General features: G+C 63.8%; 13 protein-coding genes. 3 read left to right on the top strand and 10 right to left on the bottom strand.

Going from position 1 to position 19,953, the window contains the following annotated elements; genetic code table 11:
• Nucleotides 1-20: 20 nt before the first annotated feature.
• From dsdC to OX460_RS06630, 9 genes are all read right to left on the bottom strand, one after another.
• Nucleotides 21-944 (bottom strand): DNA-binding transcriptional regulator DsdC, encoded by a 924-nt coding sequence (gene dsdC, locus OX460_RS06590; protein ID WP_289898131.1) that lies wholly within the window; start codon nucleotides 942-944, stop codon nucleotides 21-23.
• Nucleotides 944-2,263, bottom strand: coding sequence for a D-serine ammonia-lyase (locus OX460_RS06595; RefSeq protein WP_289898132.1), 1,320 nt, complete (start codon nucleotides 2,261-2,263; stop codon nucleotides 944-946). Before OX460_RS06595 ends, dsdC begins: the two co-directional genes overlap by 1 nt.
• A gap of 121 nt (nucleotides 2,264-2,384) precedes the next feature.
• On the bottom strand, nucleotides 2,385-2,816 hold the full coding sequence (locus OX460_RS06600) for a hypothetical protein (protein WP_289898133.1): 432 nt from the start codon (nucleotides 2,814-2,816) through the stop codon (nucleotides 2,385-2,387).
• A gap of 284 nt (nucleotides 2,817-3,100) precedes the next feature.
• Nucleotides 3,101-5,188 (bottom strand): TonB-dependent receptor, encoded by a 2,088-nt coding sequence (locus tag OX460_RS06605; protein ID WP_289898134.1) that lies wholly within the window; start codon nucleotides 5,186-5,188, stop codon nucleotides 3,101-3,103.
• A gap of 88 nt (nucleotides 5,189-5,276) precedes the next feature.
• Nucleotides 5,277-5,672 (bottom strand): DUF2946 domain-containing protein, encoded by a 396-nt coding sequence (locus OX460_RS06610; protein WP_251348970.1) that lies wholly within the window; start codon nucleotides 5,670-5,672, stop codon nucleotides 5,277-5,279.
• Nucleotides 5,673-5,727: 55 nt separating this feature from the next.
• A complete protein-coding gene (locus OX460_RS06615) occupies nucleotides 5,728-6,735 on the bottom strand; it encodes a substrate-binding domain-containing protein (RefSeq protein WP_289898135.1) in 1,008 nt (335 codons plus the stop codon).
• Nucleotides 6,732-7,757 (bottom strand): substrate-binding domain-containing protein, encoded by a 1,026-nt coding sequence (locus tag OX460_RS06620; protein ID WP_289898136.1) that lies wholly within the window; start codon nucleotides 7,755-7,757, stop codon nucleotides 6,732-6,734. The genes OX460_RS06615 and OX460_RS06620 overlap by 4 nt, the downstream gene beginning before the upstream one ends.
• Nucleotides 7,747-8,442, bottom strand: a complete 696-nt coding sequence (locus OX460_RS06625) for a hypothetical protein (RefSeq protein ID WP_289898137.1) — start codon at nucleotides 8,440-8,442, stop codon at nucleotides 7,747-7,749. The genes OX460_RS06620 and OX460_RS06625 overlap by 11 nt, the downstream gene beginning before the upstream one ends.
• The gene (locus OX460_RS06630) at nucleotides 8,442-10,586 is read right to left on the bottom strand and encodes a TonB-dependent siderophore receptor (RefSeq protein WP_289898138.1); all 2,145 of its coding nucleotides are present in this window, start codon (nucleotides 10,584-10,586) and stop codon (nucleotides 8,442-8,444) included. The genes OX460_RS06625 and OX460_RS06630 overlap by 1 nt, the downstream gene beginning before the upstream one ends.
• 255 nt (nucleotides 10,587-10,841) lie before the next feature.
• On the opposite strand from OX460_RS06630, the gene OX460_RS06635 reads away from it, so the two are divergent.
• Together OX460_RS06635 and OX460_RS06640 are read left to right on the top strand one after the other, a co-directional pair.
• Nucleotides 10,842-14,294, top strand: coding sequence for a DUF748 domain-containing protein (locus tag OX460_RS06635; protein WP_289898139.1), 3,453 nt, complete (start codon nucleotides 10,842-10,844; stop codon nucleotides 14,292-14,294).
• Between the two features lie 21 nt (nucleotides 14,295-14,315).
• A complete protein-coding gene (locus OX460_RS06640; RefSeq protein WP_289898140.1) occupies nucleotides 14,316-15,407 on the top strand; it encodes a hypothetical protein in 1,092 nt (363 codons plus the stop codon).
• 64 nt (nucleotides 15,408-15,471) lie between these two features.
• Here the strand turns inward: OX460_RS06640 and OX460_RS06645 are convergent, their stop codons facing one another.
• Nucleotides 15,472-17,922, bottom strand: coding sequence for a membrane-bound PQQ-dependent dehydrogenase, glucose/quinate/shikimate family (locus OX460_RS06645; RefSeq protein WP_289898141.1), 2,451 nt, complete (start codon nucleotides 17,920-17,922; stop codon nucleotides 15,472-15,474).
• Nucleotides 17,923-18,234: 312 nt separating this feature from the next.
• Between OX460_RS06645 and OX460_RS06650 the strand changes: the two genes are divergently transcribed.
• Nucleotides 18,235-19,914 (top strand): methyl-accepting chemotaxis protein, encoded by a 1,680-nt coding sequence (locus OX460_RS06650; protein ID WP_289898142.1) that lies wholly within the window; start codon nucleotides 18,235-18,237, stop codon nucleotides 19,912-19,914.
• The last annotated feature ends 39 nt before the right edge of the window (nucleotides 19,915-19,953 follow it).

Consider the following 19,953-nt stretch of genomic DNA (forward strand, 5'->3'; position numbering starts at 1 on the left):
TTGGTAAGGGGCGCAGTGTATCAAATAGCCTGCCCCACGAGCCAGTCGGACAGCGCCTGCACTCGTGCCGGCAACGGTGTGCGCGCGGCGTGCACGAGGTAATACGCCTGCGGGCTGGCCAGGTTGAATCCGCCGAACGGCAAGACCAGCTGACCGCTGGCCAGCCACGGTTGCACCAGCTGACGCCGGCCCATGGCCACGCCCGCGTGGTGGATGGCCGCCTGCGCGCACAGGTCGGCGCGGTCGAAGCGCAGGCTGCGCGCGGGCAAGTCCACGCCGGATGCCTGCCCGTCCAGCCACAGGCGCCACTCGGCATCGGGCGCGCAGGCGGGCCAGGCCAGGGTGTCGTGCAGCACCGTCGCGCCGGACAAGTTGTGTGGCGCATCGAGCAAGCCGTGCTCGCGCGCATACTGCGGGCTGCAGACGGGCGCCAGCCATTCATCCATCAGCTTGCGCGATACGAGGCCGGGAAAGTGGCCGTCGCCATAGTGCAAAGCCAGGTCGACCTGGCCGGCGCGAAAGTCGACGGCGTCATTGCCCACGCGCAAGTCGATCGACACATCCGGATACTGCGCAGCGAAGCCCGCCAGGCGCGGCACCAGCCAGCATTGCGCGACCGACGGACGCGCATGCACGGTGACGCTGCCCGTCAGCGCATCGCCGCCGGCAAGGGCCGCATGCAGGCTGTCCCAGCCCGTTTGCAGGGCCGCGAAGATGCGCTCGCCGTCTTGCGTCAGCCTGACCTGGCGCGTCAGGCGTTCGAACAAGCGCAGACCCAGCCCCGCTTCCAGCCGCGCGATGCGGTGGCTGACGGCGCTGGGCGTGAGCGCCAGTTCCTGCGCCGCCAGCGCGAAACTGGCATGGCGCGCCGCCACGAGAAAGGTATGCAGGTTGGCGAACTGGCTGGCCGTGAGCGTGGCCCTGATCGGCGCGCCGGCCGGCATCAAGCGGCTCCGGCCGCCAGCAAGGCGCGGCCGCGCGCCACGTAGGCGGCCATCTCTTGCTCCGGCACCATGCTGCCGCCCGTGCCCCACACCAGATGCGTGGCCGTTTCCAGGTGCTGCTGGTATTGCGGCGCGGCCAGCACGGGCTGGATGCCGGCGAAACCGGCCACGGCGGACGGTTCCAAACGCAAGCCTTGCGTTTGCTCAAGCGTCGCCAGCAAACGGTACAGTTCTTCATCCGTGACGGTGGCGTAGCCGTCGATCAGCCTCTGCATGGCGCGTCCGACGAAACCGGACGGGCGTCCCACGGCCAGGCCATCGGCGGCCGTGACATTGTCGATGCCGATCTCCTGCACGCTGATTCCCTCGTGCAAACCCGTGTGCACGCCCAGCAGCATGCACGGCGAGTGGGTCGGCTCGACGAAGACGCAGTGGACGGCATCGCCAAAGGCCAGCTTCAAGCCGAAGGCCACGCCGCCGGGGCCGCCGCCGACGCCGCACGGCAAGTACACGAACAGGGGGTGGGCCGCATCGACCGCGACGCCGCTTGCGGCAAACTGGGCTTTCAGGCGCTGGCCCGCCACCGCGTAGCCGAGAAACAGGTCGTGCGAATTTTCATCGTCGACGAAGTGGCAGGTCGGGTCGTTCTCCGCCTGCTTGCGTCCCGCTTCCACGGCCACGCTGTAGTCGGTTGCGTATTCGACGACGGTGACGCCGTGGCTGCGCAACTTGTCCTTCTTCCATTGCCGCGCGTCAGCGGACATGTGCACGGTGGCGCGAAAGCCCAGTCGCGCGCTCATGATGCCGATCGACAAGCCCAGATTGCCCGTGGAGCCGACGGCGATCGCATACTGGCCAAAGAAGGCGCGCACGGCGTCGCTGGCCAGCACGCTGTAATCATCGCCCTTCTGCAGCAAGCCGGCGTCGAGCGCCAGCATTTCCGCGTGCTTCAGCACTTCATAGATGCCGCCGCGCGCCTTGATGGAACCGGAAATGGGCAGATGGCTATCCTGCTTGAGCCATAGCTGACCGCTCGTCATGCCAAGCGCCGCCTGCATGACGGGCAGCGGCACGACGGGCGACTCGATGACGCCGCCGCTGGCCTGCGTTTCCGGAAACGCCTTGGCCAGATATGGCGCAAAGCGCGCCAGGCGCGCGCTGGCCTGCGCCACATCGTCCGCCGTCAAGCCCACGTCGTGCAAGGCCTCGGCCGCCGGCGCAATGCGGGGATTGAACCAGCTCAAGGGCTGCAAGGCCATCAGTTCTGTAATCAGGGGAAATTTTTCGCACAGCGCGGCGATGGCGGAAGTGGGCAGCATGGCAACCTCGGAAAGGAACAAGCCATGATTAGACCGCATCCGGACGCGCCTGGCAAAGGATGGTTGATCAGCCAACAGGTGACGGGAGATCACCTGTCATGCCGCAATAGAAAAAACAAGGCTATTCGCCAGGAGCAAGTGCCCTGGATTTTTTGCTGTTTAAGAACGAGGCGATGAACACGGCTGGAAAACAGGCCAGCCAAAGATAGCATCCGGCGCCGAATCCCAGCACCGTGTAGGAAGCATTATCACTGGGAATTTCTTTAATGCCAAAGGTGGTCAGTGCCAGCACAAAGCCAAAAAAAACGGCCAGCATCGCGGCACTGGGCTTCTCTTTCGAAAAATACATGGCAAAAATAAGCAGCGGATTGGCAAACCAGGCAAAACTGCCGGCCAGCGGCCCTAGCCAGCCGAGCAATAACACGCCCCCGCCCAGCAAGACTTCGTGGGAGTCCACGATTGCCCTTAAAAACAGGGATGTCACATATGCAACAACGCTCAGGGACAGCACGATGGCGGCGGCATCTTCGCCGAGTATTTTTTGATATTTCACAGGTTTCCGATGGCATGAACGGGTGAAACAGGACGACGATGAATTAACCAGGAAAAGTAATCCCCTTACGGCTTTAGCGGCACGGCGCCCACTTCCGACCACCCCCGCAAGCCTCGCCATCGCCCGCCTGTGCGGCAAACGCCGAAAACCGGACGCCATGCAGCATAACAAATTACCAAGAAGAAACATGCGCACATTGTCACAAGCACCTGGCCAGCGCCGATGCGGTGCACTTGGCAGGCGCCTTCCCCTCCCGCGCCGGCAACGGGAAGGCGCCATTGCTGTTAGAACTTCAGCTGCAGCCCCAGATCAATCGACCGGCCCTCGGCCGGCAAGGCTTGCAGCGCCCCGCCATTCGCCTTCAAGCCCGACAGGTACACGCCGCCCAGCGGGTCCGCGTAGGCGCGGTTGAACAGGTTGCTCACGCCCGCGCTCAGGCTGGCCATCTTGTTCAATGCCACGCTGCTGCGCAGGTTGACGAGGGCATAGCCGCCCGTTTCCGGTTCGAAGCGGCGCGCATCGACCTTGTCCTTGCGGGCCACGATCTTCGTTTCGATGCGGTTGCTCCAGGCGCCCAGCTTGTGCTCGACGGCCAGCAAGGCGTTGAACGGCATCATGCGGTACAGGTCGCCGCCATCGCTGCGCTTGCCCCGCGTATAAGCGGCATTGCCCATCGCCATGAAACGGCCCCAGCGGGCACTGCTGGCCAGCGGCAGCTGCCATGCCACATTGGCGCCGTACAGCTTGGCGTCGTGGTTGGCAAAGCGCAGCAAGTTGCCATTCGCACCCATTTTCATGTACGGATGGAAAGACGCCAGCACGTCGACATCGATGTAATTGTCGACCTTGCTGTAATAGGGATTGACGCGCACGAACCAGCCTTCCTCGCCGCCGCCATGCCAGTCGACCGTCAATGCTGCCGTGTAAGCCGTCTCGGGCTTGAGGTCGATGTTGCCCACATAGCCGTTGCCGTCGCCAAACCAGTTGGTCATGGTCATGGCCATCGAACCGCGGCCCCAGGAATAACGCTCGTACAGATTGGGCGAGCGCACCTTGCGCGCCAGCGCGAATTCATAGCTGCTGGCCGCATCGGGCGTGAAAGTGGCTTGCGCCGAGGCATCGATATTCGTGTCGCGCTGGCTGCGGCTGCGCGCATTGAAAGCCTTGGCGGCCATCAGGTCCGGCATGTTCATCATGTTGGTGCCATACGATTGCACGTCGCCCGTGTCCATGCGCACGGATTCGCCGCGCACGCCCAGCACGCTGGTCCAGCGCGCATCGTGGCGCGTTTCCAGTTCGCCAAACAGCACGGTGCGGTCGCGCTTGCCGTCGTTGATGTTCAGGTAGGTGCGCGGACCCATCATCATGGAGCCGGGCACGGCCGGCCAGTAGTCGTCGAGGCGGAAGCCGTGCCACTCCTGGCCCAGGCGCAACTCGCCCGCCGCCGTCGGCAAGCTGGCCATCAGCGCATAGCCCGTGTTGCGTCCATGCGTGAGCATCGGCATCGAGCCCTTGCGCTCGCTGCTGAAAAAGCCCATCTCATGGTCCGTCTGCTGCCAGTAGGCGCGCGCGTCCAGCACGCCCCAGCCGAATTCGCCCTTGTACGCGAGATTGGCGAACTGGCCGTGGTTGTCCGTCATATCCATGTACTGGTTGGGAAAACCCTGGTACGGGATGTGCTGCACGCCGGCGCGCAGGGTCAGCTGCTGGCCCTGGCCTTTCGCCGCCAGCACGATGGACTGGTTGATGCTCTCGAACATGCTGGCCAGCACGGTGTTGCCATGCCCGTCTTCATAGCTGTGGCCGCGCGTGTAAGCGCCGCTGTAGCCGACGCTCAAGGTATCGCTGGCGGCCGACGCATTCACGCTGGTCGCCACGCTGTTGTTGACGCTGCGTCCCGAGACGGCAAAGCTGCCTTGCGTCAGCAAGCCTGCGCCGGGCTGGGCGAACACGGGCGCGTTCGACTGCACCTCGATGGTGCCGGCGATGCTGTCGCCGCCCGCGCTGACGGGCGTCACGCCCGCGATCAGGCGGATGCGCTGAACTTGTTGCGGATCAATGTAGGACAGCGGCGCATTCATATGATTGGCGCAGGCCGACGTCAGTTCCATGCCGTCGATGCGAATCTTGATGCGGTCATCCGCGAAACCATTGACTACGGGCAAGCCGGACACGCCGCCACCTGCCGCCACGCTGTAGCCGGGGGTGCTCGACAGCATCAGCGCCGTGTCGGCGGCAGGACGGTAGCCGTCGCCTATGGCCGTGACGATGACTTTCATTTCCGGCAGCACGGTGGTGCCGGCTTCGCTACGCGTTTGCGCCACGGCAGGCATGGCGATGGCGAGGGAAATCAATAACGGTAAATGTTTCATGGTGCTGCTTTCAGTTTCTGTATGGGCAAGACGAACAGGCGCCAGCGCACGACAAGTGCGAGGCAAGGCCGTTCAGGGAAAGGACAGATCAGAAAGCGGCGGGCGGGCCACGGGGCTGGACGGGCGTCCAGGCGAACAATGGCGTGGCGGATTGGTAGAACAACTCGGGCAGCAAGCCCGTGATGAGTTCGCCGGAAGCGAGCACGAGGGAGGTGGGCGGTATCGCCAGGGTATCGGCATGCATGCTGCAGCACGGGCAATCGCCCATGCGCATGCCGTCCTTGGCGGGATCGGGTGTGTCCGTGGACAATTTCACGGGCAGCATGTTCATGCCGCCCGCCACGGAACAGATCTCGAAGCTGGGCACGGCCTGCCCGCTGGCGACCGTGAACGCGCGCGACAAGGTGGGGGCGAGCGCGGCCATGAGGATGGCGAGGCACGCGATCCACAGGACGACGACGGCGCGGCCTTGGCGAATAAACATGGCGGCATTATAGCGGCCGCCCTGCCCTGCAGCCAGCCATGTGGTCAAAGAAACTTTACAAAGCGTCCAGTTTCTTGATCTCGGCCTGCAAGTCCTGTTCGCTGAGCGGCAAGTAGCCCTCTTCGCTATCCTGCTGGGCCAGAATGATGGCTTGTCCCTGCGGCGACAGGGCCAGCTGCAGGTACGCTTTCACCAGCGGATCGAGCCTCTTCCCCGGCGCGCGGTTCACGTACAGCTGCACGGGCATGGTCAGCGGGTAATTGCCGGCGCGCACGGTGGCCTTATCGGGACCGTAGTATGGCGCGCCCCGGGCCGCCGCCAGCGGCAGCACGCGCACCTGGTCCGAGATGGGTGCCGCATTGACCCAGCCCAGCACGGCAATACCATAGCGGTCGGCGGCCACGGCGCGGATCACGGCTTCGCGCGAGGCCAGCGCCTCGTACCTGGCGGCAAACGGACGCTTGCCGAAACGCGCATGGCGCAAGCCCGTGGCGAAGCCGCCATCGTCGCGCAAGCCGTAGGCGTGGATGCGGCGCGGCGCCCAATCCCCTGTCGCGCCCAGCTGCGACCACAGGTTGGCGTCGCCTCCCGGTGCGCCTGCCGTGAATACCTGACCCAGCTGCTCCATCGTCAAGCCCGCCAAGGGGTTGTCGCGGTGCACGTACACGGCGGGCGGCGTCTTGGCCGGCGGACGGGGACCGTGGCCGTTGTAGCCGATGCGCACGGGAGTGGCGTCGTAACCGAAGACTTGCCGGAAGGCCGCCTGGTCGCCCGGCCACATGTCGCGCGTCAGCGGCGCAAACGCCGTGGCGCCCGCCGTCAGTGCGGGCATGCCGGCCGACGAGCCTTCCATGCGCAAGCTGAAGCGCACCTGCGGATGCTGACGCGTAAACAGCGCGTTCAACTGCGTCATCACTTCTTCCAGGCCATCATTGCCGACGATGGCCACCGTGCCGTCACGGTTCACATAGGTTTGCGCGGGATCAACGCCCAGGGGCGCGGCCTGCACGGCGGACGCCAGCACGCAGCAAGCGGCCAGTGCGGTCTTGTTCAACAGCGTCATTCGAGTTTCTCCAGTTCAGCCCTGGCTTGCGCGGCCGTCAGGGGCAGATAGCCGCCCGGCTGCGCGGCGATGATGGCCTGTCCCTCGCGCGACAGCACCAGGCGCAGGTATTCCTTTGCCAGCGGATCGACGGCGTGGCCCGGCAAGCGGCGCACGTACAGGTACACGTAGCGGCCGTACGGGTAGCGTTGCGCGACCACTTCCTCGTCCGTGCCCGTCGTCGCCCGGCCATCCGCGCCCACGATGGCCACCTGGCGCAGCTGCGGGTGCTGCACACCGAGCGCGGCCACGCCGATGCCGGCCGGGTCTTGCGCGATGCGGCCCGTGATGGCGGCCGTGTTGCCCAGCTCTTCGTGATTGAGTGCCAGCGCCCTGCCCTGGAAATGTTCACGCTGCAAGTAGTCGCCAAAGCCCGTGTACGCGGCCGTGCCGTACGGGTGGATCGCGCGCTCGCGCCATTCGCCGCTCAAGCCCAGCTGCCCCCAGCGGCTGAAGTCGCCGCCTGGATTGCCGACAGATAAAATTTGCGACACTTGCGCCGCCGTCAGCCGCATCAATGGATTGGCGCGGTTCACGTACACGGCCAGGGACGTGGCCAGGTGCTCGCCCGGCGTGGATGCCGTGTGCGCGATGCGGATTTCCAGCGCGTCGCGCCCCACGATCTTGCGGTATGGCACCAGCTCGATGGGATTGATGGCGCGGCCCATGGCGCCGAACAACAGCTTGTCGTGCATCAATAGCGGCACGGCGCTGCTGGTGCCCTTGCCGTCAAACCCCAGGACGATGCCCGGGTGGCTGGCCGCAAACAGGGCATTCCACTGGCCAACGACGGAAGCCACGTGTTCGGCGCCGCCTATCATGGCCGCGCCCGTCTTGCGGTCCAGGTAACCGGCCGTGGCCGGCACCTTGACGGGCTGCGGCACGTAGGCGGGCAAGGCGGGGTCGAGTGCGGCTGCGCCCGCTGCCGGTGCGGACATGGCCAGCATCAGCGCCGCCAGCGTCAAGGATGGGCTATTTGCCATCGCTGGCCCAGTCCACGGCCGCGTCGAACAGGCGCAAGCCGGCCGGCGACAGATTCGTGAAGGTTTCATTGTCGAGGAAGAAGCTGACCCGGCGCGCAGGCGCCAGGCTGTCGTAATCCATGGTGGCGCCCTTTTCATAGCCGAAGATGGCAGCTTTTTCCGGTTCGCCATAGATGGTGGCGATGGTCGTCGCGCCCAGGCCAGGCTTGCCCCAGCTCATGGTGGCTTGCTTTTGATAAATATCTACCGTGCCGGCCGGCAAGCCGCCCGCCAGCGCGTGGGGAGCGTTGACCAGCCACACATAGCGCGACTTTTCCACCGTGCCATAGTCCACGCCGGCCCGCTTGCCCGTCATCGACAGGTCGTCATACAAATCGTTTTCCCACGTCAGCACGGGCACCGTGACGTTGCGGTAAGCGCCCAGCAAGTCGCGGCCCCGGATGGTCGACGACAGGATCACCAGGTCCTTGCCTTGCGCGCCGGACACGGGCGCGTACTGGCTGTGCAGCGTGACGGCATAGCCGCGCGCCTCCAGGTGTTCCCTGATTTTCTCGTCAAAAGGCAAGCTCTTGCCTTCCAGGCGCACCACCAGCAACACTTGTTTGCCAGCAACAGCCTCCGCCGCCTGCACATGCAACGTTCCCGCCAGCAAGGCCGTCGCCAATGCGGTGTTGAGCAGGCGCATCACAGGTCCACCTTCATGCTCAGCTTGATGGCGCGCGGCGCACCGGACGCCAGGCGCGTGCCGGCGCCAGCCCAGTAGCGCTTGTCGGCCGCGTTTTCCACGTTGAGCTGCCACACGACGGATTTCTGCATCAGCGTGCTGGCATAGCGGGCGCCGGCGCTGAACAAGGTCACACCGCCGAGGAATGCCTGGTTCAGGTCGTTGACGGGACGGGCGCTGTAGTAATACGCGCCGCCATTGACGGACAGGCCAGGCACGGCGTCGAGGGCGTAGGCGAGGAAGGCGCTGGCCGTGCGCTTGGACGCGTTTTCAGGCGCCTTGCCGTTGTAGTCGGCGTTGATGTGCTCGAATTTCGGGTCGAGGAACTGGGCCGACGTTTGCCACGACAACTGGCGCGTCAGCTTGCCCTGGGTCGACAATTCCAGGCCGCGGTAGCGCTGTTCGCCATCCGAGGTGAACACATTGCTGCTGTTGGTGTAATAGCCGGGGCGCGTGATGTCGAACAGCGCGGCCGACACCAGGGTGCCGCCCGGCGTCAGCCAGCGCGCGCCCAGTTCCTTCTGTTTGCTCACGCCGGGCGCCATCTTGACGTTCTGGTTGACGGTGCCCGTCGGGCCCGTCTCGCCCTCTTCCAGGCCCCGCGCCGACGAGGCGTAGAACGAGATCGCCGGCGTCAGCTTGTAGACCAGCGATACCATCGGCGTCGTCTTGCTGACGTCATAGTGGCTGGCACCCTGGTCGCTTTGATAGCTGGTGCGGCGCACGCCGATGACGCTTTGCCACTGCGGGCTGAAGACCATGCGGTCGAGCGCATACAGGCCCGTGTCGCGCGTGTCCAGCGCGGCCGTCGTCGGCGAAGTCGGCTTCGGGCCGAACACGACATTTGTCACGGGCACGGGGTTGTACAGGTTTTGCGAGGCGATCGTATAGTTGCTCTGGTAGATAGGATCTTGCGACTTGTCCGTGCGCGAGGCGCCCAGGGTCAGTTCATGGGCAATGAAACCCGTATTGAACGTGCCGGCCAGTTCCGCGCGCAGCAAGTCCGACACCGTCACGTGATGCTGCATATTGCCCGTGATGCGGCCCGCTCCCGTGGCCAGCGCCGCCGCATTGTTCAGGCGGAAGATGGCCAGGCGGCGGTCGCGCGCCGTTTCCGAGTGACCCGCCTCGACCGTCAGGGCCCAGCCATCCGTGATGGCGTAGTCGGCGCGCAATTGCGCGTTTTTCGTCTGCGCCTCGAAATTCGACCAGTCGGGGCCGATCAGCTTGCGCGGATCGACGGCGCGCGGCAAGCTGATCACGCCTTTCACGGCGGCCGGCAAGGCCACGCCCGCCTGCTCCGTCACCCGGCGGCGGTCGTATTCCAGGTCCGCTTTCAGCAGCAGCTTGTTCGTCACGCGCCAGTCCAGCGCCGTGGAAATGAAACTGCGGTTGCCGTTGCCGACATTGTCCAGCCAGGAACCCAGGGTGCCGCCGGCTGCATTCACGCGCACGCCGAATTCCTGCTCCGCGCCAAAGCGGCGGCCGATGTCCACGTTTGCCACGGCACTGCCCCGGTCGTCGAGACTCAAGCCCATGCTCGTGACGGGCTTGCTGCCGGCGCGCTTGGTGACGAAGTTGACGACGCCAGCCGGCGAGGTGAAGCCGTAATACAGGGCAGAAGCGCCCTTCAGCACTTCCACGCGCTCCTTGTTTTCCATGGGTACTTGCGAAAAGTTCATGATGGGCAACGAGCCATTGAGGCGGTAATTCGTGCGGTTTTCCACGGCGATGCCGCGCACCACCAGCTGATCCCAGGTATCGCCGCCGTTTTGCTGGCGCGTCACGCCAGCCGTATTGCGCACGGCGTCATACAGGCCGGACACGGCTTGCTGTTCCAGCAGTTCGCGCGTGATCACGTTGACGGTCGATGGCACGTCCATGATGTTGGCGCCACGGAAGCTGCCCGCCTCGGTGGTGGTGGGCACCAGGCCTTGCGCGCGCGCACCCGTCACCTGCACCGCCTGCATGACTTTCTCATCGCCAGCCGTCAAGTCGTCCTGCCCGTTGGCGCCATTGGCGGCGCAGGCCGTGTGGGAAGCGAAAGCCAGCGACAAGGCGGCTGCCACTGGAAGTAGTTGCAAGGAAGGAAAAGCTGCGCGCATATAAACGGGTCTTTCAACAGAGAACAGTGATAGAAGGAAACTTCAAGTTACCGCGCATAATATCCGTAACGAGAATCATTCGCAATAAATAAGTGACAATTCGTGAGAATCTGAGAATTTCATAAGATAAACAGTCCGCCAGGCCGCCTGTTATCACTTGAACACGTTTGGATTTTGCAGACACAGCCGCAAAGAGGCATACTGACAGTCACGGCGTGCAAGATGTGCCGCCCAACAAGATCAAAAGGTAAGTTCGTGAATACAATCGACAACAAAAGCGTGCAGACGAAAACATTTCGCTGGAAACGCTGGCAGCGCTGGGCCGTTGGCACAGGCTGCGCCCTGGCCGCCTACAGCGCGGCCGGCTTCTGGCTGGTGCCCTACGTCATCAAGCACCAGCTGCCCAAATTTGCCGAGAAAGAACTCGCGCGCCAGGCCAGCATCGCCGACGTGCGCTTCAATCCGTTTACCCTGCGCCTGGAAGCGGACCAGATCGCTTTCAAGGAAGCGGCCAGTGCGGATGGCAAGGGCGGCGCACCGCTGCTGTCCATCGGCGCCCTGGCCGTGCAGCTGGAATGGAAATCCATCGTGCGCCGCGCCTGGAGCCTGGCGGAAATCCGCATCACGGCGCCGCAAGCCCAGCTGACGATCACGCCGGACGGCAAGTTCAACCTGGCCGAAGTGCTGGCCACCTGGCAACGCAACCATCCGGAAAAAAGCGAAGGCGGCATGCCGCGCCTCGTCATCGCCCACTTTGCGCTGGAACAAGGCAAAGTGGATTGGCACGATCAGAAGGCGGGCTATGCGGACAACTTCACGCCCATCAACTTTACGCTCGACAATATTTCGACCCTGCCCGACGCCAACGGCAGCTACAGCCTCAGCGCCGACGCGGCGCGCGGCGGCAAGCTGCACTGGCGCGGCACGGCCTCGCTCAGCCCGATCCGGGGGGAAGGCGAACTGATACTGAACGACGCTTCCCTGCCCGGCCTGGCCGCGTATCTGAAAGCCTATACGCGCGCCACGGTGACGAGCGGACAATTGTCGGCGCGCCTGCCCTACGCCTTTTCCTATGCGGACGGCAAGCTGGAAGCGAGCGTCAAAGGCGCGGGCCTGGCCCTGCACGACCTGGCGCTGGTGCGCGACGGCAAGGGAGAAGCATTTACTTCGCTCAATACTTTGGGCGTCGCCGGCGTGAACGTGGACCTGGCGCGCCAGAGCGTGACCGTGGATAAAATCAACTTGTATGGCGGCAAAGTGGCCGTGCGCCGCGACAGCAAGGGCGAGATCGACGTGGCGAACCTGATGCTGCCGGGTAATCCCGCGCCCGCCGCCACCGCGCCAGCCGCACCAGCCAAGCCTGGCAAATGGAAGGTGGACTTGAAACAGCTGGCACTGGCCAATGTGGACGTGTCCGCCATCGATGAAACCATCTCGCCAGCCTTGCAGCTGAGCGCGAAACAATTGCAACTGCAGCTGCAACTGGGCTTGCAACAAGGTCCAGCGGGCATGGCCACCGTGATCGACGGCGCGAGCTTCAGCCTGGCCGACCTCGCCATGCAGCGGGGCGCACAAACGCCGTTCAAGCTGGCCCAGTTGGGCTTTACAGAAGGCAAGATCGACCTGGCGGCGCATGCCGTGCACCTGGGTTCCGTGACGGCCAGCGGCGCGCAAATCGACCTGGCGCGCAACCGCCAGGGCGAATTTGCGATTGCGCAAAAGCTGCCCGTGTTTGCCTCCGGCAAAACCGACCCGGCCAAGGATGCGCCATCCGCGCCGTGGTCCACCAAAGTAGACAAGGTAGAGCTGAGCAAGTTCGGCGCCCGTTTCGATGATGCGGGCACGGGTATCAAGGGTAATCTGCAGGATGCCAGATTGTCCCTGCAGAACGTCAGCAACGACATGCAGCAGGCGCTGCCGTTCGAGCTGGGCGTGGGCCTGCGCGAAGGCGGCTTGCTCACTGCCAACGGCAAGTTCGTGCCGGGCACGGGCGCCGTCGATGCGCAATTGAATTTGAAACAACTGACCCTGGCCCCCGTGCAACCCTTGCTGGCGCAGCATCTGAAACTGAAACTGGCGGGCGGCTCGCTCTCCGGCAGCGGCCGCCTGACGACGGGCGGCGGCGCGCCGAAAGCGCCGAAAGTGCGCTATGTGGGCGGCGTGGACATCGCGGGCCTCGTGCTCAATGAAACGGATGGCAAGCGCTTTGCCTCGTGGAAAAGCGTGCGCGCCGACAAGCTGACGGCCAGCGTGGGCCCCGATTTTGTCGACATCCCCGAATTGCGCGTGGTCGAACCGAACGCCCAGCTGATCATCGAAAACGACCGCAGCCTGAACGCGCAGCGCTTGCTGGTGAAAGCGCCGGAACCGGCCGCGCCCGCGCCGTCGGCCACCGCCACGCCGGCCGCCGATGCCGCCTTCCCCGTGCGCGTGCGCCGCGTGCGCCTGCAGAATGCCAAGCTGGACTTTGCCGACCTGAGCTTGCGGCCCCAGTTCGCCGCGAAGATATATGAATTGAATGGCGTCGTCACGGGCCTGTCGACGAAGCGCGATGCGCGCAGCCAGATCGAACTCGACGGCCGCATCGACGAATTCGGCCTGGCCCGCGTGCGTGGTCAATTAAATCCGTTCGCCCCGACCGACAATACGGACTTGAACGTGGTGTTCAAGAACGTCGACATGGTGTCCGCTTCGCCGTACACGATGAAGTTCGCCGGCTACAAGGTGGCTGAAGGCAAGATTTCGCTGGACTTGCAATACAAGGTGCGCAACCGTCAGCTGGACGGCACCAACCAGATCGTGCTCGACAAGCTGACCCTGGGCGAGCGCATCGACAGCCCGGACGCCTTGAAACTGCCGTTGGAACTGGCGCTGGCCATCCTCAAGGATAGCGACGGGCGCATCGACCTGGGCTTGCCCGTGTCGGGCGACATGAACGACCCGCAATTCAGCTACGGCGCCCTGATCTGGAAAGCCGTGGGCAATGTGCTGACGAAAATCGTCACGGCGCCGTTCCGCGCGCTGGGCAACTTGCTGGGCATCAGCGCCGACAAGCTCGAAGCCATCGATTTCGATGCGGGCAGCGCCGTGCTGCTGCCGCCGGAACGGGAAAAGCTCAAGCAGGTGGCGCAAATCCTCGCCAAGCGCGAACAGCTGAAGCTGGCCGTGCCGGGCCAGTACAGCGACACGGATGCGGCCGCCCTGCGCGCCCAGGCCGTGCGCCGCACCGTCGCCGCCAAGGCCGGCATCAAGCTGGAAGCGGGCGAGGAACCGGGGCCGTTGAACTTGGGCGAACGCAAGATACGCGGCGCCCTGCGCGACCTGTACGGCGAACGCTTCGGCAAGGCCGAGCTGGACAAGCAGAAAAAGGCGGCGGAATCATCCGTACCAGCCACAGCGGCGGCAGCCTCCGCTCCGGCGGCGGCGAAGATTCCCGTCTTCCAACGCCTGGGCAAGCTGATCGAGGGCGAGCCGCAAGTGGCCGACACGGGCGCCTTCTACAACGGCTTGCGCGAGCAGCTGGAAGCCAAACAGCCCCTGCCTGCCGACGCCTTGAGCAAGCTGGGCGCCCAGCGCAGCGCGGCCATCCTGGCGGCCCTGCAGCAGGACGGCACGCCGGCGGCCAGGGTCAGCGCGGGCGCGCCGGAAAAAACGGAGGCTGCGCCGGGCAAGCTGGTGGGCTTGAAGCTGGGACTGGCCACGCAATAAGACACGGAGAGAATCTGACGCATGAAAAACCTCGACAAGGTAGCGCCCTATGCATCGTCTGTTACACAGGGCGACTTGTGCACCATGACAACGCTCGTCGCTGAGACACAGGTATCGGCAAAAGACAGCATTGCATTTGCTGAAAAGACGCTGCTGGCGAACTATGTATACGGGAAAAATGGCACGTACAAGCTGATTTATACGGTGGTCGAGATTGATGGCAATATCGACAACTACATCGAGGATGACGGCATCTTGCCGACACTGTTCCTGAGTCCGGATCAGGACAACTATGTCTCCGTCATCCCTTATCATCCTGACAATGAACTGGAAATCAGCATTCCCATCTTTAATCGTGAAGACGTGGAAATACCGAAGGGCAGCCGTCCATTGACAGGAACCTTCATTGGAACAACGGAAACCTGTTCGATATTTCACGATGTGGATTTCTATGACAGCAAACCCGATAAGATCCTGGCCATCGAATTTATCAATGGAAAACTAAAAAAGAAAAACAATATCAAGATCCCATTGCCCGCAAATAACAGAATCAGCATTGCCAACAAGGCGATTCATTTGCTGGCCAATGAAGACAGCCTGCTCCTGCACCGGGAGCTTGATGAAAAAGGCAATGTGATTCGCCATCGCGAAATCGACTCGGATGGCATCTATGTCTTGCAGATATTAAGCGCTTCCTTCGATGGGAATTCTTATCTGCTGGCGCAGGAAAAAGACAAGCTCGTTATCCAGAAAATAGATGAGAATGGTGCAAGTGCCGTCATTGAATTGGTGGATTTTGCTGACCCATTGTTCAATACATGGCAACCGGTCAACATCGGCGACGACACTTTCATCACCCGCTTCAATAGCGAGTTTGGAAATGGCTGGCTGACCACGAAAAATGATCAGTTATTGGAAATCTTCTATAGCAAAGATGAGCAAGGCTACAGGAACTTGCTGACCAACGAGCTTTTGTCTATACCCCGTGACAACTTGATCATTTCAAGCATCAACAAGACGAGCGATCGTGCTTATGCGGTAGTGCTCTACCCGATGGCAGACGATAACGCGGGCAATGCCGAACTGATCGTCTTGAATCGCCGCTTGCAATAAGGTCGAACGCTTCAATGGCAGCGCATCCGCGGCATGGCCGATCCATGCCGCGGATGCGTAGCGCTTACTTCCCTTTCCCCGCCTCCTTCACCGCCTCGTCCGGCAAGGCAAACGCCACCAGGCTATCGCCCATCTTCGTGCCCAGCGAACCGTGGCCGCCGGCCATCACCACCACATATTGCTTGCCCGTCTTGTCGGAGACATAACTCATCGGCGTAGCCTGGCCGCCGGCCGGCAGGCGGGCTTTCCATACGGTCTTGCCGTTGCGCACGTCGTAGCCGCGGATGTAGTAGTCGAGCGTACTGCTGAGGAAGGCCACGCCGCCGCCCGTGGTGCTGATGCCGCCCAGGCTGGGCACGCCCAGCGGCAAGGCGATGGGCACGGGAGCGCTGTCGCGCGTGGTGCCGTTCTTGTGCATCCACACTTTTTTCATGGTGCGCAAGTCGACGGCGGCGATATAGCCCCAGGGCGGCGCCTGGCATGGGAAGCCCAGCGGCGACAGGAAGGGCTTGATTTCCACGGCAAACGGTACGCCCGTCTGCGGCTGCAAGCCCATTTCCGTGCCCGTGCCGCCCGGCGCATTGGCTTGCGCGCGCGGCACCAGGCGTTCCAGGAAGCCCATGTAGTCGGGGTTGACCAGCAGCAACTGACGCACGGGATCGACGGCCGCCCCGCCCCACTCGAAGATGCCGAGCGGACCGGGCGAAATGATGGCGCCCTTGATCTTGCCTTCGGCCACCGTTTGCGGCGTGAACGGCCCTTCATAGCGGTGCTGGCGGAAGATGATGCGGCACGCCAGCTGGTCGAACGGCGTCGTGCCCCACATATCCGTTTCGCTGATGTTTTTCTCGGGCAAGAACGTGAGGGCCGAGAATGGCTGCGTGGGCGACAGCTTGTCGCCGGGGGCCGCGTTGGCCGTCGGCACGGGTTTTTCCGGCGCCGGCACGACCAGGCTGCCGTCGCGCCGGTCGATCACGTAGATGTCGCCCCGTTTCGTCGTGGCCACCACGGACGGTACCTTGCCTTTCGGCGTGTCGATGTCGACCAGGGTCGGTTGGCCGCCGATATCCATGTCCCAGATGTCGTGGTGCACGGTCTGGTACACCCAGCGCACCTTGCCCGTCGCCAGGTCGAGCGCGACGATGGCGCTGTTGTATTTCTCGCCATGGGGGTTGCGGTTGCCGCCCCACGTATCGGGCGTTTCGTTGCCCATCGGAATGTAGACCATGCCCAGCTTTTCATCCACGCTGGACACGCCCCAGGAATTCGGCGAATTGTTGGTGTAGGTTTTCCCCTCGGCAATCGGCGCCGTGTCGTCCGGGTTCGAGGCATCCCAGTTCCACATCAGCTTGCCCGTGACGGGGTCGTAGCCGCGGATCACGCCAGACGGCTCTTCCGTGGAAAAATTGTCGGTCACGCTGGCGGCCATCACCACCACGTTTTGCGCCACGGCCGGCGGCGACGTCGGCATCAGGAAGCCCCGCTTCTTCATGCCCATGCCGTGGTACAGGCCGATGACGCCATTTTCGCCAAAGCTCTTGCACGCTTCGCCCGTATCGGCATTGACGGCGATCAAGGTCGCATCCATGGTGGGCGCGAAGATGCGGCGCGGGCATTCCATGCCGGCCGCTTCCGGCGCCGGGCTGTCCTTGGCGCGGCCCGCGTTGACGTCCCAGTAGGCGACGCCGCGGCAGATCATGTGCTGGTAGCTGGAGGCGTCGCGGTTGATCTTCGGATCGTGGCGCCAGAGCTCCTTGCCCGTGTCCGGATCCAGCGCGATGACGATGTTATGGGGCGTGCACAGGTACAGCATGCCGTTCACTTTCAGCGGCGTGACTTCGTTGGCGATCTCGCCCGGATCCGTCGGCCCCTTGAAGTCGCCCGTGTTGTAGACCCACGCCTGTTTCAGCTGCGCCGCGTTGGCCGGCGTGATCTGCGCGGCCGGCGCATAGCGGTCGCCATAGCCGGAGCGGCCATACGCAGCCCAGTCGTTGGGCGCCACGCCGGGCGCGAAATCGCCTGCGGGCACGGCGGCCATGTTCTCGGCCGGCACTTCGCCGTGCAAGGTGTAATAGTCCTGGAACAGCGAGAACACGCCCACGGCGGCCGTCAGCACCACGGCGGCGGCCAGCGCGCTCTTGCCCGCGTCGCGCGGTTTCGCCCCGGCCGTCAAGGGCGGATCGAGGCGGCGGTCGATGAACGGCAGCAGCAGCCAGACGGCGGCGGCGAACCAGATATCGAGGCGCGGCAGCAATTGCCACCAGTCGAACTTCACTTCGATCACGGACCAGATCAGGGTACCGAACAGCAGCAGCGCAAGGAAGAGCTGGGCGCTGCGCCGCCTTTTCCACACGAGCGCACCGGCAACTATCATGCCGATACCCGCCACGACGTAATACCAGGAACCGCCAAGGCTGACGAGCCAGGCGCCGCCGCCAACGAGCGCCAGGCCCAGCAAGATAAAGATGACTGCGGTGATGACAAGCAAGGGTCCAGGCCGGGCAGAGGCAGTCATGATGCTCCTTTACAAGAGTCAGTCGGCGGCACGCGCCTGCGCACCGTATTTGATGGCAATCAATGAAATTGCATTTTTTCACTAATTGTCAAAGCGTGCCACACGCCAGAACGCCCGCCGCGTGCCGTGTGGCTTTTTATACACGACATGCGCGTTCAGACAGCTTCTGTGATGCGATTTTGATGAAAAACATAAATTAAAATAGATAAACAACAAATTTCTCGAATAAAACAAATTTTTGTCGTAAAATGAAAAAACTCATCCAGGCAAAGTATTTTTCTTGAATTTCACTTCATTGGAGCGGCGCCCATCATGACCATCGCTAAACGGCTGTACGTCTTGATCCTTTCCGTCGTCCTGGGACTGGCCGCCCTGGCGGGCTTCGGCATCTACCAGATGGACCGCGTGTACACGGCGGCCAGCTATGCCACCGTCAACACGGTTCCCAGCCTGCTGACCCTGAACCAGGCATTCGTGCCGTTCACGCAGATGCGCACGGCCGTCTGGCAGCACATGGCCAGCAAGGACGCCGCCAGGCGCGACAAACTGGAAGCGGGCATCAACGAGGCGCGCGCGGCGGTCGGCAAGGCGCTCGACCAGTATGAAAAGGAAAACATTTCAGATGAGCAAGACAAGGCGCTGCTGGCCACGGACCGCGCCGTGCTGCTGCGCTACGACGCCGTGCGCGACAAGGTGCTGGCGCTGTCGAAGGCGGGCGAACTCGACGCCGCACGCGACTTGCTGATGGCAAGCCAGCCCCTGATCAAGGAACTGGTCGACGCCCTCGCCGCTCATCACCGCTACAACGAAACCCTGGCCGCCAGGGGGGCTGCCGACGGCGCCGCGGCCGCGGCCAGCGCGCGCTGGATTTCCAGCGGCCTGGCCCTGGCCGTGACGACCCTGGTGGCCGGCATGGGCCTGCTGCTGGCGCGGCGCATCGCCGCCTCGCTGGCCGACGCCATCGGCGTGGCCCGCACCATCGCAAGCGGCGACCTCAGCGTGCAGGTCAGCGCCGCCTCGCACGACGAGGTGGGCCAGCTGATGACGGCCCTGGCGGAGATGAGCGGCAGCCTGGTGCGCATCGTGGCCGAAGTGCGTGCCGGCACGGACACCATCGGCACGGCGTCAAGCGAGATCGCGGCGGGCAACCTGGACCTGTCGGCGCGCACGGAGCAGCAAGCCGGCTCGCTGGAAGAAACCGCGTCGGCCATGGAAGAATTGACGGCCACCGTGCGGCAGAATGCGGACAACGCCCGCCAGGCCCGGCAAATGGCCGTCAGCGCCTCGGACCAGGCGCAGCGGGGCGGGCAAGTGATGGGCGACGTGATCCGCACCATGCAAGCGATCGACAGCTCGTCCGCCAAGATCGCCGACATCATCGGCGTCATCGACGGCATCGCCTTCCAGACCAATATCCTGGCCCTGAACGCGGCGGTGGAAGCGGCGCGCGCCGGCGAACAGGGACGCGGCTTTGCCGTCGTGGCCACCGAAGTGCGCAACCTGGCGCACCGTTCGGCGGCGGCCGCCAAGGAAATCAAGGCACTCATCGGCGACTCCGTGCAACAGGTGCAACAAGGCGGCAAGCTGGTCCGGCAGGCCGGCGCGACCATGACGGAAGTGGTCGACACGGTGCGCAGCGTCACCGGCATCGTCAGCGAAATCTCGGCCGCCAGCGTGGAGCAAAGCACGGGCATCGAGGAAATCAACCGCGCCATCGCGCAGATGGATGAAGTCACGCAGCAGAATGCGGCCCTGGTCGAAGAAGCGGCGGCGGCATCGCAATCGCTGCAGGAACAGGCGGCCAAGCTGGCCGACGTGGTGGGCACCTTCAAGCTGGCGCAAGGACAAGCCGGCGCGGCGCCCCGCGCGCCTGCCGCCCGGCGGCCCGCACAGCACAAGGCCACGCTCAGGCTGGTCGCCACGCGCCACGCGGGCCAGGCCAGGAACACGGCGCCGGCCGGCGCCGATGCCGGCGACTGGGAAGTATTTTAGGTCCGCCCTCACGCAGGATCACGCGCATCGTCCGCACCG

The sequence above is a fragment of the Janthinobacterium sp. SUN033 genome, from assembly GCF_030397595.1.
Lineage (GTDB): Bacteria > Pseudomonadota > Gammaproteobacteria > Burkholderiales > Burkholderiaceae_D > Janthinobacterium > Janthinobacterium kumbetense.